Origin of the sequence: Maribacter sp. 1_2014MBL_MicDiv, from assembly GCF_001865655.1 — a bacterium.
Taxonomy (GTDB): domain Bacteria; phylum Bacteroidota; class Bacteroidia; order Flavobacteriales; family Flavobacteriaceae; genus Maribacter; species Maribacter dokdonensis.
In genome coordinates this window covers 4180091-4195529 of record NZ_CP011318.1, presented here as the reverse complement: position 1 = coordinate 4195529, position 15439 = coordinate 4180091, and the positions used below count along the sequence as shown (strand labels likewise).

Sequence of the window (15439 nt, the reverse complement as noted above, 5' to 3'; positions counted from 1 at the left end):
AAATGAAACAGATGAAAAAACTGTACTAATAGATGATTTAGGGAATTTGATCTACGAATGAGTAAATTGTATAGAAGTTTTAAGATTGAGTTTTGGTGGTACTTTACGCTATTGGTTTAGCGTTTAAGATTTGGCATTGTTCTGTTGGTTTTTCAATACTTTTCTAATAGACTCACTATCCCAATGAATATCATATTCAACAATGCCTCTTTTAAAATCCTCCTCCAATAATCGCTCTTGCTCTTCAAGTTCTTTTCTAACCTTAAAAAGGTAATCATCATCGCCTTTAGGTTCCATTGCCAGCCTTCTTAAACTAGATTCATCATATTTAATGAAATTCTGGACCTGTCTAATTAAGGTGTATTTTCTAAAACCTAGTTTACTTAAAACATCTTTTGCCAATGCTAAAGAGGTATCCAATGATTCTCGGTAAATATTCTCAAAGCCCAAATTCAGCAATTCATATGCATCATTTCTATTCTGGGCACGTATCATTAATTCTACATGAGGATATTTTTCTTTCACAAGTTTGGTAATTTCTTGTGTTATAGGAGGATTATCTATGGCGCATATTAATATTTTAGCCTTTGCAATACCAGCAGCTTCAAGAAGATCTATTCTAGTGGCATCACCATAATATACTTCAAAACCCATTTTGCGGAGTACATCTACCCTATTGGAGTCTTGATCTAATATAGTAGCTTCAATACCATGAGAGCGTAAAAATCTACCGACCGTACTACCAAAATGACCAAAACCTACCAAAATAACATTTTGTGATTTCGCAATATGATCCATAGGTCTTTTGATGGACTCTTTAGTTCCTATTTTTGGTAAGATGAAACGTTCGTTTATGATACTGATAATGGGAGTAATGGACATGGTCAGTGCCGTGATTACCAACATTATATCCATCTGTTCCTGATCTAGAATATTTAATTGAAATGCGAAGGATAGCAATACAAAAGCAAATTCCCCAATTTGGGCCAAGCTAAAAGTTAACAACAAGTTTTGGTCCAGTTTTAGGTTAAATACCTTTCCCGTAATAAAAAGTATCAATGCCTTTATCAATACTATTGCCAATAATATACCTCCAATGGTCAACGGAATTTTGGCAATGACCACAAAATTGATGGACGCACCTACGGCTATAAAGAACAAACCTAAAAGAAGGTTTTTAAAAGGTTCAAGGTTACTTTCAAGTTCATGTTTGTACTCACTACTAGAAAGTACCACTCCGCCTAAAAAGGCACCTAAAGCAGGTGATAGACCAACATACTCCATTAAGAATGAAATACTGAATACGATTAACAAAGCAGAGGCAAACAGCAGTTCCCTTACTCCCGTTTTAGCAACTCTTCTTAACATGGGAACAATTAAATATTGACCGGCACCTATGATCAACACAACAGATAGAATAATGGCCAATGTTTGGTAGCCCATGGGCAAACCATCTAAAAGATTACCGGTAGATTCATGGCTATCTGCAGCTGCTTCAACCTCGGTATTGGAAAGCAAAGGAATTGCTCCCAACATAAAGATTACGATGATATCTTGAAATAATAATATGGAAAATGCCGAATTCCCAAAGGTAGTTTCCATAAGGCCTTTTTCATCAATAGTTTGCATGGCTATAGCCGTTGATGATAAGGCTACCGCCATAGATATCACCAAGGCAACCTTCCAATCAAAATCAATTAGTATAAAAAAGAGATAAGAGAGCAACATGGTCCCGGCAACTTGTAAACCACCCATACCAGCAATGGATTTACGCATATTCCAGAAGTTCTTGGGTTCAATTTCAAGCCCTATCAAGAAAAGCATGACCACTACCCCAAATTCAGCAAAATGAAGGATGTCCTCTCCCTCTTCACCTATAAATCCCAAAACATACGGACCTATTAAAACTCCGGCGATCAGATAGCCCAAAACAGAGCTCAAGCCTAATCTTTTAGCTATAGAAACACAGATGATTGCTCCCAATAAAAATACAATGGCATCAAAAAGAAGGCTTCCGGTCATAATTGGTTTGGTTTATTTAGTGCTTTTAATACAACAGAACTTTACGTACTAAGCACCGTCTTTTCATTTTGTAGGCTATTTATCAAAGAACTGTATTGCGAACCGTATTCGCTAAGCTGTTCATCAGTCAATCTATAGGTACCCATTACGGTAAATGGTTGTCTATAATTCATTAGACAAAGGTTGGCGGTCTGTTCAAAAGGTCTTAAAAACTCGGTAATGGTATAGCTATTGCTACCTTGTGAGCAATACAATTCTATACTTCCACCGGTAGTAATGGCATTTAAACATATTTTTGAAGTTAGGGCCTTGCCCTTTGGTCCGTATGCCCAATTAAATTCCAACACCATATCTATCCATTGCTTTAATAAAGGCGGACAACTGTACCAGTACATTGGATGATGCCAAACGATTACATCATGTTCTTCCAATAATTTTTTTTCATAGGAAACATCAATATGAAAATCTGGATACTCTTCATACAAATCGTGAAAGGTTACACCCTCTTTATTTCTGATATAATTGACCAAAATGGTATTTGCCCTAGATTTCTCAAACTTTGGGTGAGCAAATAAAACAAGTACTTTTTTCATGTTATATCAATTAAGAATAATGACCTATGGTTTAGTAAGCCAATTACTTCGTAATTAGATTAAAGGAAATTTTAATGCCCTCTATAATCATACCCGTACCAATAATGGCTATGATAAGACCCATTATTTTTCCAATTACCGAAATAACGTTAAAGCCAACTAATTTTACTATTAAATTACTAAGTCTGAACGTGAAATAAGTGAGAAGGCTCATAAAACCGAATACGGCAATAACTATAGCAATATGTACCGGTTGTGCACTAGACACAAAGTTCATTGCGGTAACAATAGTACCCGGACCGGCCAAAATTGGAATGGCAAGTGGAGACACGGCAATATTCTCATCAATATTAACGTGTTTTATATTTTTTACGTTAGATTGTTTTGATTGTAGCATCTCAAAACCGATATAGAAAATTAGAATTCCGCCCGTGATCTTAAACGCAGGAATACTGATATTGAAAAGTTCAAAAATATACTTGCCTAAAAGCACAAAGACCAATACAATAATAAAGGCAATCAGGTTTGCTCTTTTATTGATATCCTCCTTAGTTTTATTATCGGCACCTTGGGTTAACGATAAAAAAACGGTCATGTTAGAAATTGGGTTTGTAATGGCAAAGAAACCAGTAAAAACGGCAATTGAAAATGTAATTAAGTCATCCATTATTATGAGCAAAAATTAATCGTGCAAGAACTTCAATTCCATTTTAAATTCCTAAATAATTTTGAAACTTTTGGGAATTATTGAAAAATAAGAAAAGCTGAGACCATTTTAAAATTAATCTCATTTTTAAACTGGAATACTTTAAGGGTACAGGTTTTAAATTACTTGCCAATTTCAAACAAAATAAACTGATTGAGTTGACTGCCGTAAAGATTGAAGTTGTTATCGGCAACCACAATTAAAGACCTATTGCCATTTTCAAAATTTGGGCCAAACGTAATACCTTCAATATTGTCTACAACACCGTTTGTTAAATCATTTCGGATAGTATCAAAATTATACAAAAGCTTTTTGGTTGCCTTTGAGTAGTTTCTGACTTTTAAACTTTTAAAATTGCTTACGTCTGTTGCATTACTGGCATCTACATCATAAATTTTAACCGTGTTACCACCATCTTTGTACCCCATAGCGTAAGAACGTTCCAAAACTAAAAACTTATTAGTATCATATTCCAAAATTTCTACAACACCGTTCAATTCAAAAGAATGCCCATTAATAGCTTGCCTGGTTACATTATCTAATTCGTATACTATTTCTTTTTCAAAACTACCGGTTTCCTTATTGATAAAAGCAATTCTTACTGGCGAGTCAGTCTCGTCTAACGTTGGTTCATCGCCATCTTGTTTTAGTGGTAATTCCATTGCCGCCCAATACCCATTTTGTTGATGGCTTAAGGTTATACTTTCAAAAACACCATTATGACGAGGGCCAAACTTTGGGTCAGCGTGAATTAAAAAGCGGTCTCTGATTTCAATTTCTTTAACGAATTTTCCGTTTGAATCTGAAATACGTACAAATGGGTTTACTCCATTATTGATATTACCTTCACTTGTCCAAATGAACGAGCCCTTATCATATCTTAAAGATTCTGGATCAATACTTCCTTTAGAAAAACCTAGACCATTTTTATCTTTAAGGAGTATAACCGATTTCATGAAGATGGAATCAAAACCATTTAAGTCAAACGAAATCTCAGCTTCATAAAACCTTGGAGATTCAGTATCATCACTGATTAAATAATAACTGCCATTTGCATAATCAATACTGGATAAACCACCAACTTTAGTGTTGTTAAGAGCTGACTCTGCCGGCAGAACATACTCATCTACAAAACGTAAGTTTATAGTGTTTTCGGCTTCCTTGCTATCCTTTTTACCACCGCAAGACGTTATTATTAAAGCTGTGCATGCAAATAGCAATGTTACTACAATCCTCATTTTATTGGTGTTAATAGCGAAATTTTATTGGCACCGCCAAAGGGTATAATACCCCGAGGCTTGCCGCAAATTTAAAAGTTTATTTCTGTTGAATGCCTCATGGGCTTACCTTGAGGTGTTTTACTCTTGCAAAATTATTCATAATAAAAAGGTTGTATCAAATTAAAAGAACAAAAAAGTCCTAAACCATTGTTGCTGTTATAGAAAGTAAATTTTCAATTTTCTGAGTGTTGTATGCATCTGCGTGTGCTGTGGCATATGAACCTTTATCATTATCAAAATACTCACCAGATTTTGCTAAATCTGTCATACTTAAATTGTACAGAATGTCAACCCCTTTTTCTGCAGGAGACCAATGCTGCCCATACGCTTCTTTAGCCATTTTGGTATTTAATAAGGAACCTGGATTTACAGCCACTACCGTGATTGATGGTTCTTGTTCCGCTAAATAAAAACTCCACATTGTCAATGCCAGTTTGCTTTGTGCGTATGCTTCGTTGGCGCCCAAGCCTGTTTTGCCTTCTAATGCTTGTACATTTATAGTAGATTGCGCGGCAGAACTTAGATTCACAATTCTTGGTGCGTCCGATGCTTTTAAATTTGCTACTATGCCATTAGTTAATACATAAGGTGCAAAATAATTTACCACAAACCGAATATCTGTAGCGCCACTATTGCTATTGGTCATTAAAACGCCTGCATTGTTGACCAAAACATCAATTACCGGCATTTTTTCTGCAACCTCTTCAGCCATTTTTTTAACTGCATTTAAGTCTGAAAAATCCGCTAAAAAGCCTATTACATTTTCATTATTAGATTGTTGTTTAATTTCTTTTAAAGTAGCTGCTAATTTAGCATCACTTCTACCGTGAATGGCTACAAAGTGCCCTTCTTTAGCCAAACGCAAGGCAAGTAATTTTCCTATACCGTCTGTACTTCCTGTTATTAATAAATGTTTCATTTTATTCTTTTATGTTGATGAAAACTGGCAATATAACTATTGCCAGTTTTATAATTTTATTTCTGTCTAATGTAATAAACTACGCTTGCTGTAATTAGAATGGTGCAACGGTATCTTTAGGACCATCAGGTAAACTCCAACGTTGGCGAGCGGTAACGCTTTCCAAGGCAACATCTTTAATAGAGTCACTGTTACTATTCCCGTAACTACTGGTACTACCACGTGGTATTTGCATACGGTCACCATACAACCAAACTACTAAATTACTACGTTGTCCGCTTGTAATTGGATGTGTTGCGTGTGGCACATTACCTCTATGGATGATGGCTTTTCCTGGCTCAAAAATAGCTTGTACCGTTTTTCCTGAAGCTTTATCATAAAAATCGACCTCAGATCCTGTAAACTTTTCATCCGGTAAGTTAATGTTGATATTCAAGGTAGCGGCTGAAGCATCGGTATGTGCGTGTAAATCTTTGTCCTTATCTGGGTTGTACTGGATTGAAAATCCAAAAGTCTGATTGTCATAACCGTAAGTTCCTAATAATAAACGTGCTATCGGACGCATAAAACGGTCCATCATATCGTTATAAAAATCCTGAAAATTAGGTGCTACCAAATGCCCTTCAGAACGAGGGTCTAGCATCATTCCATATCGGTTTAGCTGTATGCCATAAGGCGCACGTTTTGGTACTCTTGAGTTTGCAACAGCTTCTAAATAGTTGCGAAAATCCGCTAAACGATCTACATCAAAAAACTGTGCTACATAAACACCAGGTATAACTTCCTCCCATAAATCGGCAACAGCAGATTCTTTTTCAGGATTTTCCCAAGCGTCTTTAATTGCTTTACGTAATCGCGGGTCTAGTAAAGTTTCGTCAGGAACTAATAAATCGTCTTTGTTTTCTATTTCCCATTCTGCCCAAGCAGCTTCTAACAATTTACGGTTTTCATTCCAAAATTGAGAAACAGATGGATCGCGTCTTAATGATAATTCTCTTGATGGTACTTCTAAAGCACGAGCCTCCGCAAGTGCATTGGTATGTTCTATTGTTTTCATAATTATATGTTTTAAGTATAGCTACTGCTATTGTATTTTTTATCTATAACAAAATTACGCACAACCGGCTGTTCTGCTTTGGTAGTAAAAATGGTGGTTTTAGTAAAAAAAAAGGTTTTGCTATTTTATAAATGAAAAATGCCTCTAAAAAGAGGCATTTAACACTATTAATCAACCATAAGGATACATTGCAAATCCTCATTGTTTTTAGTTCTCAACTACTATTTTACCAATAGCTTTTCCGCTTTGTAAATGTGCGTAAGCATCACCAACTTCTTCTAACGAAAATTTGTTTTCATCTACTATTGGCGTTAAATGTCCTTCATTGGAAATTTCAGCTAAACGCTCTAAAATATTTCCGTGTGCATCTCTTTTAAAATTGTGCAACATTGGTATTAGCATAAATACTACGTGTAATGATGCTCCTTTAAAATGCAATGGCGTTAGGTCTAACTCACACAACGACACCGTAGTAGAAATATGTCCGTTCAAGGCAACTGCTTCAATAGAATTGTTCAGGTTTGCACCACCAACGGTATCAAAAACCACATCAAAACCACCATCGGTATATTTTGCAGTATAATCGGCTACTTTTTCAGTTTTAAAATCGATGAAGGTTGCACCAAATTTTTCTACAATAGCTTTTTGATTATCACCATTACCGGTAGCAAAAACTTCTGCTCCAAAATACTTTGCCAACTGCACCGCTAAGTGACCAACACCACCAGAACCACCGTGCACCAATACTTTCTGACCTTCTTTTACGCCTGCTCTTGTTAAACCTTCATAAGCTGTAATAGCTACCAAAGGTAAAGCTGCAGTTTCGCGCATTGTTAAGCCTTTTGGTTTGTGCGCTACAAGGTTGCTATCCGCTACAATATACTCCGTTAAGGTTCCTGGTAAATCGGCTAATCCGCCAGCGCAACCGTATACTTCATCGCCTACTTTAAAACCTTCTACGCCATTGCCAACCGACTCTACAGTTCCTGAGAAATCCATACCTAATAAGGCTGGTGTAGCTGGTGATAATGGTAAGTCGGTTCCCATATTCCTAATCATAGTGTCGATTGTATTTACACTAGATGCAGCTATTTTTACCAATACGTGATTTGCCTTTACCGCTGGTTTTTCTATTTCTGATACTTCGAAATTTCCGTTTTCTCCGTAGTTGTTTATAAGCATTGCTTTCATATCTAATCTTCTTTTATTTTTCGTTAATCGTTAATCGTTGTTTGTTTTTCGTTGTATGCTACACACTTCGCGTTATACGCAAAAACTGAAAGGCGATATGCGATTGGCGTAAAGCGTGTTGCGCAAAGTGCTCAGCGTTATTAATTTACTTCTTGAATATCCATCACCATTTGCTCCCAATTCTTTTGGTTGTTATGGTCAAACTGAACGCCATTTTTATCTGCGTAGGTGAATCTTTTTATCGCAGGTGTTCTGCTCGTAGCCTGAAATAATTGGTAAGCTTCTTCTTTTAAAGCCTCTTTAATTGGTAGGTCTATAGACGCATATACCGCACGTTTGCTAGCTGCAATAGAATCTGCCGGAAATTTAGAAATGCGCTCTGCCAAAGCATCTACATAAAGTCCTATTTCATCTGCGTCTAAAGCTTTGTTTATGGTGCCAAATTTTTCTGCTTCGTCTGCGTCCCAATCTCTGGCTCCTAAGATAATTTCCAAAGCCTTACCTAATCCTGTTTGTCTTGCCATACGTGAAGCTCCGCCACCACAAGGTAAAATGCCCATACCTACTTCCATTTGCATAAATTTGGCTTTACCTCTTGCTGCAAAACGCATATCTAGTGCCAACGCCATTTCGTGTCCGCCACCACGTGCAAAACCTTCAATTTTTGCAATAGTTGCTTGTGGTACGTTGCTTAATCTTTCTAATACAGCTTGTAAGTCTAACAACTGTACTTCGTTTCTTGGTACCGCTTCCATAGACATATCTCTAAGTAAGTTGGTATCATAGTGACATACCCAATAATCTGGATTTGAAGATTCAAAAACCACTACTTTTACGCTTCTATCGCGCTCTAATCGTAAACAAAGACTACTTAAATCTGCAAGCATTTCTTGCCCTTGTACGTTTACAGGACCAAAGTTGATAGTCACTGTTAAAATTCCTCCTTTTTGTTCTGTCGTAAATGTTTGAAAATTCTTGTATTCCATAGTATTGAGTTTTTGGTTAATTATTGTTCTGTTAGTATTACAGTACAAAGTTACCTAGGCACTCAAGCTTTGGATAAGTAAAAAACAAAGGGCTTTTAGTAAAAAAAGAGGTAAAAAGTATTTTATTATGTTTGTTCTAACTATTTAACCTGTAATAATGAGTAAAACTTGCACTTCTTCACCAAGCAATAAGCGAGAGTATATTACCGACCTTGGAGAAATTTTAATAAAAGATAACGGTAAGAAAAAATTTTATAAGCCAGAAGAAATAAAGGAAGCTCATAAAAAAAGTAAATGGTATCATTATATTGATTTTTCATGCTGGGGAATGAGCATTTATTCATCACATTCCGATTTTGATGCATATCATGCGAAGACTGGTGAGGTATGTGATTATGCGGAAATGAAAACAGAAATGCTAAGTGGACTGTCCTTAACATCTGTATCTGATTGGACCGAAATTCCAGACTTGGATATAGATGCTTCTTGGTTGGACTTTGGAGATGTATTTGATGGATTACTTGAAGGGATTGGGGAATTTATCTCAGGTATTTTTGACGGTATCTAAATATTTAAATGCCATAAATTAGATCGAAATACTTGCCTTATAAGCACCAATAGTCATTCCCTTATAACTTTGGAAGGTTTTGTTAAGGTGACTAGAATCTGTAAAGCCTAATTCCATTGCAATCTCTGAGAACTGCAGATCCGTATATTTTAATCGGGTTTCTACTAGTTTTAATTTGTAGTTAAGAATGTACTTTTTTAGCGATACATCAGTATGTTTTTTAAAATATTCACTGATGTAATTGTCCGCCATATGAAACTCTTCTGCCAAGTTTTTGGTGGTCAGCAATTCCGGATTGTAAATATTGGCGTGAATAAAGTTGATGATTTGCTGAATTTTAGAAGACTCCACTATTTTGGTACTCATATCAGCATTTAAAAACTGAATGTTACGGGCAATAAGGTGAAGAATTACAGAAAGTGAATTTTGAATGATAAACAGGTCGTATGATTTCTTCTTATCATTTTCTGCCGCCACCATTTTTATCAATGAAAGTAAATGTATTTTGTCCGATTCGGTTTCAAAACGCATTTCACGCAATTGATGACTTTCACTGTTTAGAATCCCTTCAATTTTACGAAACCAATCGTTCACCGGAAGATTTGCATTTTGTGGTGCATCTCCCCTAAAAAAGCTTTTCAAGAATTTAATGGCAATGGTGGTAGTTGCCGATTCCGGATTTACGATATAAATATCATCTGGCACAAAAACAAAAATACTATTAGCCGAATAGTTTACCGTTTTTCCATTAATTTTTATGGTGCCGTTACCCTTTTCAAAATACACAATCTCAAAAAACCTGATGGTAGTATACTTACAAAACTCAAAAAAGGTTTGGTCTTTGTATTCTTGAATTACAATATTTTCGATTATGGTACGTGGCATAGGGCTTAAAAGTACTATATAATTTTTGCTTCAGTTTCAAGCGCTAAAAATTTATGGATGTCACTAACTACAATAGACCCTTCACCTACTGCCGAAGCTACACGTTTAACCGACCCGGAACGCACATCGCCAACAGCAAAAAGTCCGGGTAAACTGGTTTCAAAAGTGTAAGGCTTTCTATGTTTGAATACCGATTCGCCATTTAAAGCATTGTCGCAAATAGTGAGCCCTGTATGTACAAAGCCTTTAGCATCCGTATCTATGATATTGTCTAACCACTCCGTACACGGTTTTGCGCCAACAAATGTAAACAGGTAATTAATGTTGTTTTGGACTAAAGCTTCGTTTTGTTTGATTTCTACCTTTTCCAAATACGTATCGCCTTCAACTTTAACGACATTACTACCTGTTAAAACTTCAATATTATCACATGCGAAAATTCGCTGTACTAGATAGTCGCTCATTTTTGCACCAATATCCTCGTTTCTTATGATTACATATACTTTATGCGCATGGTTTGCTAAAAACAATGCCGCCTGACCTGCGGAGTTGCCACCGCCCACAATACCTATTTCGCTGTTTTTACACATATTGGCATGCATTGAAGTGGCGCTGTAGTACACTCCGGAACCTTCAAATTTTTCAATACCTTCTAAAGGCAGTCTTCTATACGCGGCACCTGTTGCGGCAATGACCGTTTTAGCCCTTAATATAGATGTGTTGTTGGAATTAACTTCGTAATAACCTTCTTTGCGCACTATGCCCTCTACCCTATGCGGCACGGATATGGTACAACCAAACTTTTGTGCCTGTATGTAGCCATTATTGGCAAGGTCACGTCCTGAAATTCCTGTAGGAAACCCTAGATAGTTCTCAATTTTAGAACTTTTACCGGCTTGTCCGCCAGGGGAATTACTATCTATGGTCAACACTTTTAAGCCTTCTGAAGCGGCATAAACACTAGCAGCCAAGCCAGCTGGACCTGCACCTACCACTAGAACATCATAAACATCATCATCCAATTGCAACCGAACACCGGTACACGTACCAATTTCATCTATGGATGGGCGAACGGAAATCTCATTCTGACTATTAATCAAAACAGGTAGGTCAGATTCTTTTAAATTGAAAGTTTCCAATAGCTGCACCAATCCGTCTTCCTTATCAGAATCAATAAAATTGTACCAAATATCATTCTTATCCATGAAATCACGGATAGCGTAGGTTTCATTGGAGTGTTCCGAACCAATGAGCTTAATACCCTGAACATTGTTTTTCAGTGCATCTTCACGCAATAAAAATGCATTCAGAAGTACATCGCTAATATCACTGAATTTGGCAATGGCACTTTTTAGATTTTCAGGGCTAATTCTTATGAGCTGGGTATTTGCCAAGGTTTCACCGCAAACCCCAACGGCTCTGTGCGAAAGAATACTACTTGAACCTGAGAATTGATGCCTGGTATGAATGGCAATATTTTCATCTTTTTTATCAGGGTCTATAATTCTGATTCCGCCAGTAAGCACCACAAAAAAATCATAATGCCGGTCTCCAAAATCTAAAACGACCGTTGGCTCCTTATAGAACTCTATTTCACCGTACTTCTTAAGTTTTTCTACCTGAACATTAGTTAATTCAGGAAATTTTAGGTCGATCATAATTGGTTTGATTGTTTAGATTGTAATAACCTTGAACATAAGATAATGTTTGTAATCTATTTTACCTCATAATCTCCATTACTTCTTATGTAAAGAATTGTTTCCTTAGCGGTAGAAATGATTGAAGTTGCATTTTCTTCAGCTCCAAAATAAGAACCGGGTTGTAAATAATTTTTAGTATCTTTTTTAGAAAACTGATGTGTTACTTCACCAGAAATGACCACTGCTCTAAAATTAGGACTTAAGTTTTTAATCTTTCCATTAAAACCAGCTGGCAATTTTAAAAGTGCGGCACGTAGCTGATTTTTTTCGTGACTTCCCCATAAAAATGCAGTTTCTACATTGCTCTTTTCAGAAACCCATTGGATGTCGTTAGCATTTAACCAAACCAAGTTTGTTTTATCAACATTTACAGGTCTTTCGCCATTATCAAAAGCTTCTGATGTTGGTTTTACCAAATACGGACCTTCTTGAATGTCTAAAAAAGCTAAATTTTCTTCACCGTCAGCAGCGGTAATATGCGCTTCTCCCGCTGGCTGTTGCCAATAAGAACCTGCTGGTAGCCATTGTTTTTCTGCATTTTCATCATCATTATGTAACAATCCCTTAATTACTACACCTCTATAAGTTATATTGTGAATATGTGGTGGTGACGAAAATCCTTTTTTGAATTTAACTAAAAATCCCGCTGGTTCGTTTTTGGTTCTGTCTCCCCAAAGTTTTCCTGCAGCCGGACTTTTATCGCCTCGCAAAGGGTTTAACCAACCCCATTCTACATTGTCTGCAGTTACTACTTCATTTGTAGATTTGGCAGGATCCGTTGTTGGTGTTTGTGCACTTGTATATGCCGTTGTTGCTATTGCTAATGCAAGTAATATTGTTTTTTTCATTTTGATATGTTTTATAATGTTTTTTTAAATTGTTTAGTATCTAATGGCAACCGTGTTCCCAAATTCTCGATACATTTTTATTTCCATGCTATTTCAATAAAAACACTCGAAGTGACAATCTCGTATATTGATTAATAGCTAAAATGTCAGTTCGAGTGAAATTCTAATTTCAGAATTTTGTATCGAGAACCTATAATTCAAAGGGTTTCTAGATTCCTTCCTGTTTGTGAGCACAATTGTGGTGCATCAAAATTCATTCAAAGTGACTTACTAATTTTATTTTTCTGTCTTTTTTAAATAATCTGGTAATTCTTTGCTTAACCAATCATGGCGAACAGGAACGTGAACATCTAAATCCACTGTTTTTTCCAATGCCCAAAATTCGTGTGGTACATTTTCTGGAAAAACAATTACTTCTCCGCCAGAAACAATTACAAATTCCTCTTTGCCATCAATTATAGTCTTGATTTTTACCTTACCAGACATAATGTATGTTATCTGCTCATTAGGGTGTTTGTGCCAAGGAATGTGAGCATCTTTTTCTAAATTGAAAATGGTCATTTGTCCTTTTTCACCATGAAACCACTTACGTTTTATACCTTTCCCGATGGTTTCCGATTCCATATCATCAAAATTGAAATGTTGCACTTTTGATGTGGCTACAGAATCTATTGTTGCTACTTGTGCTGTAACTGTATTACTTGCAATTATCGCCGTTACAGCTAAAATTGATAATATATTTTTCATTTTGCTTAATTTATTTGACTCATAGAGTCTAAAATCCTTCTAAAATAATTTTGCCTTTTGCTTTTCCGGTCTCTAAAAAAGTGTGTGCTTTTCTAAGATTTTCAGCATTTATAGTCCCGAAGTTTTCTCCCAAAGTGGTTCTTACTGTTCCGTTGTCTATAAGCTCAGAAACTTCGTTTAAGATATTATGTTGCTCTATAATATCATCGGTTTGGAACATAGAGCGTGTAAACATTAACTCAATGTGTGTAGATACCGCTTTGCCTTTAAAAGGCATTACGTTTAATGATTTTGGGTCATCTATAAATCCGAATTTCCCTTGTGGTTTAATCAGTTTAGCAATTTCATCTACGTGATGTTCAGTAGCATTTAAACTCACCACATATTCAGGTGCTGATAATTGGTGTTTTTCAAATTCATCACTAAGCTTATTTCTGTGATTAATTACCGTATCTGCACCCAATTCTTTTAACCACGAAGTTGTTTCTTCTCTAGAAGCGGTACCAATAATATTCAATTTGGTAAGCTTTTTAGCCAGTTGCACCAAAATAGAACCCACGCCACCAGCAGCACCAATAACCAAAATAGATTTGTTGGCATCATCTTTAGAAACCTCTAGTCTATGAAATAACATTTCGTAAGCCGTTAGCGTAGTTAATGGTAAGGCAGCAGCTTCTGCAAACGATAAACTTGCAGGTTTTTTACCTACAATACTTTCATCAACCAACTGATATTGGGCATTACTACCTTGTCGGTTTAAATCACCGGCATACCAAACTTCATCACCTACTTTAAAAAGAGATACATCTTCTCCCACTTCATTAACAACACCTGTAGCATCCCAACCAATAATACTCCATTCTCCATCTGGAGCTGGTCTATTGGCTCTAATTTTATAATCTACAGGGTTTACCGAAATGGCTTTTACTTCAACTAAAATATCTTTTCCTGTTGCTTTAGGCGTTTCTACTTCTATGTCTTGAAGCGAATTAACATCTGTTGCCGGAAGATTTTCTTTATATCCTATTGCTTTCATAAATGTGATTTTTAAGTGAACTTGTCCTTATTTCCAAGTTACGATATCATCAAAATTTCTTCTAGATTTAGGAAACTCTGGGTCCGCTTTTCTATATCCAAAGGCAGCCATAAAAGCTAGTCCGTATTTATTGGTATCAATTCCAAATTTCTCTTGTAATAAAGCCTCTGCTTTTTCTTGATGAAATCCTTCAATTGGGCAAGAATCTATGCCTGTTAATGCCGCTGATGTCATCATATTACCCAATGCTATATAGGTTTGCTTAGAAGACCAGTCGAACAACTTCTTATCCGTATCCAGGTTAAAATCGCGCTCCTGAAATTCCCTATAAAATTTAGAGTACATTTCTATAACTTCGGCAGGCATTTGTTTTACCTCTTTCATCATATGTTCAATATAAGGCGCGTTGTGCTTTACCATTGGCGCCTTCATACTTAAACCTAATACAAAATGGCTGGCAGTATCCAACTTTAAAGGAGCACCCCATGCTACCGGCTTTAATAGCTCACGCAATTCCTTATCTTGAACAACTACAAAATGCCAAGGTTCAAAACCAAATGAACTTGGCGATAAATGCGCTGCTTCTAAAATGAATTTCATATCATCATCAGAGATAGTTTTAGAAGCATCAAATTCCTTTGTTGCGTGTCTAAAATTAAAGGCATTAATAATCTCTTCTTTTGCAATGTTTGGAGTACTCATTAGTATATTTTAAAATGTTGTTTTATTAATTCGATACAAATATAAAGTGTCCATTTACCTTCTTAAAGTATAAAAAAAGGTGATGCTTGTATAAATCAGGGTTTTTTAGAGGATTTTTTAAGAAATAGTATCAAAATCAGGTTTATACCTGTTTACAACACAAACAATAAGCACATAAAGACGTTTTAATCCTTTATTA

Annotated in this window: 15 protein-coding genes; 1 reads left to right on the top strand and 14 read right to left on the bottom strand. The window is 36.0% G+C overall.

Annotation, left to right across the window (positions count from 1 at the left end; translation table 11 throughout):
* Nucleotides 1–123: 123 nt before the first annotated feature.
* The 8 genes from YQ22_RS17765 to YQ22_RS17730 form a co-directional block, all read right to left on the bottom strand.
* On the bottom strand, nucleotides 124–2022 hold the full coding sequence (locus YQ22_RS17765; protein ID WP_071342264.1) for a monovalent cation:proton antiporter-2 (CPA2) family protein: 1899 nt from the start codon (nucleotides 2020–2022) through the stop codon (nucleotides 124–126).
* A 41-nt stretch (nucleotides 2023–2063) separates the two neighbouring features.
* The gene (locus tag YQ22_RS17760) at nucleotides 2064–2615 is read right to left on the bottom strand and encodes an NAD(P)H-dependent oxidoreductase (RefSeq protein ID WP_071342263.1); all 552 of its coding nucleotides are present in this window, start codon (nucleotides 2613–2615) and stop codon (nucleotides 2064–2066) included.
* 43 nt (nucleotides 2616–2658) lie between these two features.
* Nucleotides 2659–3282, bottom strand: a complete 624-nt coding sequence (locus YQ22_RS17755) for a MarC family protein (RefSeq protein ID WP_058102779.1) — start codon at nucleotides 3280–3282, stop codon at nucleotides 2659–2661.
* A gap of 161 nt (nucleotides 3283–3443) precedes the next feature.
* A complete protein-coding gene (locus YQ22_RS17750; protein ID WP_071342262.1) occupies nucleotides 3444–4559 on the bottom strand; it encodes an esterase-like activity of phytase family protein in 1116 nt (371 codons plus the stop codon).
* Nucleotides 4560–4740: 181 nt separating this feature from the next.
* Nucleotides 4741–5520 (bottom strand): SDR family NAD(P)-dependent oxidoreductase, encoded by a 780-nt coding sequence (locus YQ22_RS17745; RefSeq protein WP_071342261.1) that lies wholly within the window; start codon nucleotides 5518–5520, stop codon nucleotides 4741–4743.
* Nucleotides 5521–5614: 94 nt separating this feature from the next.
* Nucleotides 5615–6577: a 2OG-Fe(II) oxygenase gene (locus tag YQ22_RS17740; RefSeq protein ID WP_071342260.1), complete on the bottom strand. Its 963-nt coding sequence runs from the start codon at nucleotides 6575–6577 to the stop codon at nucleotides 5615–5617.
* Between the two features lie 207 nt (nucleotides 6578–6784).
* Nucleotides 6785–7768 (bottom strand): zinc-dependent alcohol dehydrogenase family protein, encoded by a 984-nt coding sequence (locus tag YQ22_RS17735; protein WP_071342259.1) that lies wholly within the window; start codon nucleotides 7766–7768, stop codon nucleotides 6785–6787.
* Nucleotides 7769–7908: 140 nt separating this feature from the next.
* Nucleotides 7909–8754, bottom strand: coding sequence for an enoyl-CoA hydratase/isomerase family protein (locus YQ22_RS17730; protein ID WP_071342258.1), 846 nt, complete (start codon nucleotides 8752–8754; stop codon nucleotides 7909–7911).
* Nucleotides 8755–8911: 157 nt separating this feature from the next.
* Here YQ22_RS17730 and YQ22_RS17725 point away from each other — a divergent pair, with 157 nt between their 5' ends.
* A complete protein-coding gene (locus tag YQ22_RS17725) occupies nucleotides 8912–9322 on the top strand; it encodes a hypothetical protein (protein ID WP_071342257.1) in 411 nt (136 codons plus the stop codon).
* An 18-nt stretch (nucleotides 9323–9340) separates the two neighbouring features.
* On the opposite strand, the gene YQ22_RS17720 is transcribed toward YQ22_RS17725, so the two are convergent.
* The 6 genes from YQ22_RS17720 to YQ22_RS17695 all read right to left on the bottom strand — a co-directional run bounded on the left by YQ22_RS17720 (nucleotide 9341) and on the right by YQ22_RS17695 (nucleotide 15240).
* Nucleotides 9341–10207: an AraC family transcriptional regulator gene (locus YQ22_RS17720; RefSeq protein WP_071342256.1), complete on the bottom strand. Its 867-nt coding sequence runs from the start codon at nucleotides 10205–10207 to the stop codon at nucleotides 9341–9343.
* 14 nt (nucleotides 10208–10221) lie between these two features.
* On the bottom strand, nucleotides 10222–11865 hold the full coding sequence (locus YQ22_RS19405; RefSeq protein ID WP_071342255.1) for an FAD-dependent oxidoreductase: 1644 nt from the start codon (nucleotides 11863–11865) through the stop codon (nucleotides 10222–10224).
* A gap of 56 nt (nucleotides 11866–11921) precedes the next feature.
* Entirely contained in the window at nucleotides 11922–12755 is an 834-nt protein-coding gene (locus YQ22_RS17710; protein WP_083414294.1) for a DUF4437 domain-containing protein, read from the bottom strand.
* Between the two features lie 276 nt (nucleotides 12756–13031).
* Nucleotides 13032–13502 carry a cupin domain-containing protein gene (locus YQ22_RS17705; protein WP_071342253.1) on the bottom strand — a complete coding sequence of 157 codons (471 nt, stop codon included), beginning with the start codon at nucleotides 13500–13502 and terminating at the stop codon, nucleotides 13032–13034.
* Nucleotides 13503–13530: 28 nt separating this feature from the next.
* Nucleotides 13531–14538 carry a zinc-binding alcohol dehydrogenase family protein gene (locus tag YQ22_RS17700; protein ID WP_071342252.1) on the bottom strand — a complete coding sequence of 336 codons (1008 nt, stop codon included), beginning with the start codon at nucleotides 14536–14538 and terminating at the stop codon, nucleotides 13531–13533.
* Nucleotides 14539–14565: 27 nt separating this feature from the next.
* Nucleotides 14566–15240, bottom strand: coding sequence for an NAD(P)H-dependent oxidoreductase (locus tag YQ22_RS17695; protein WP_071342251.1), 675 nt, complete (start codon nucleotides 15238–15240; stop codon nucleotides 14566–14568).
* Nucleotides 15241–15439: the final 199 nt, after the last annotated feature.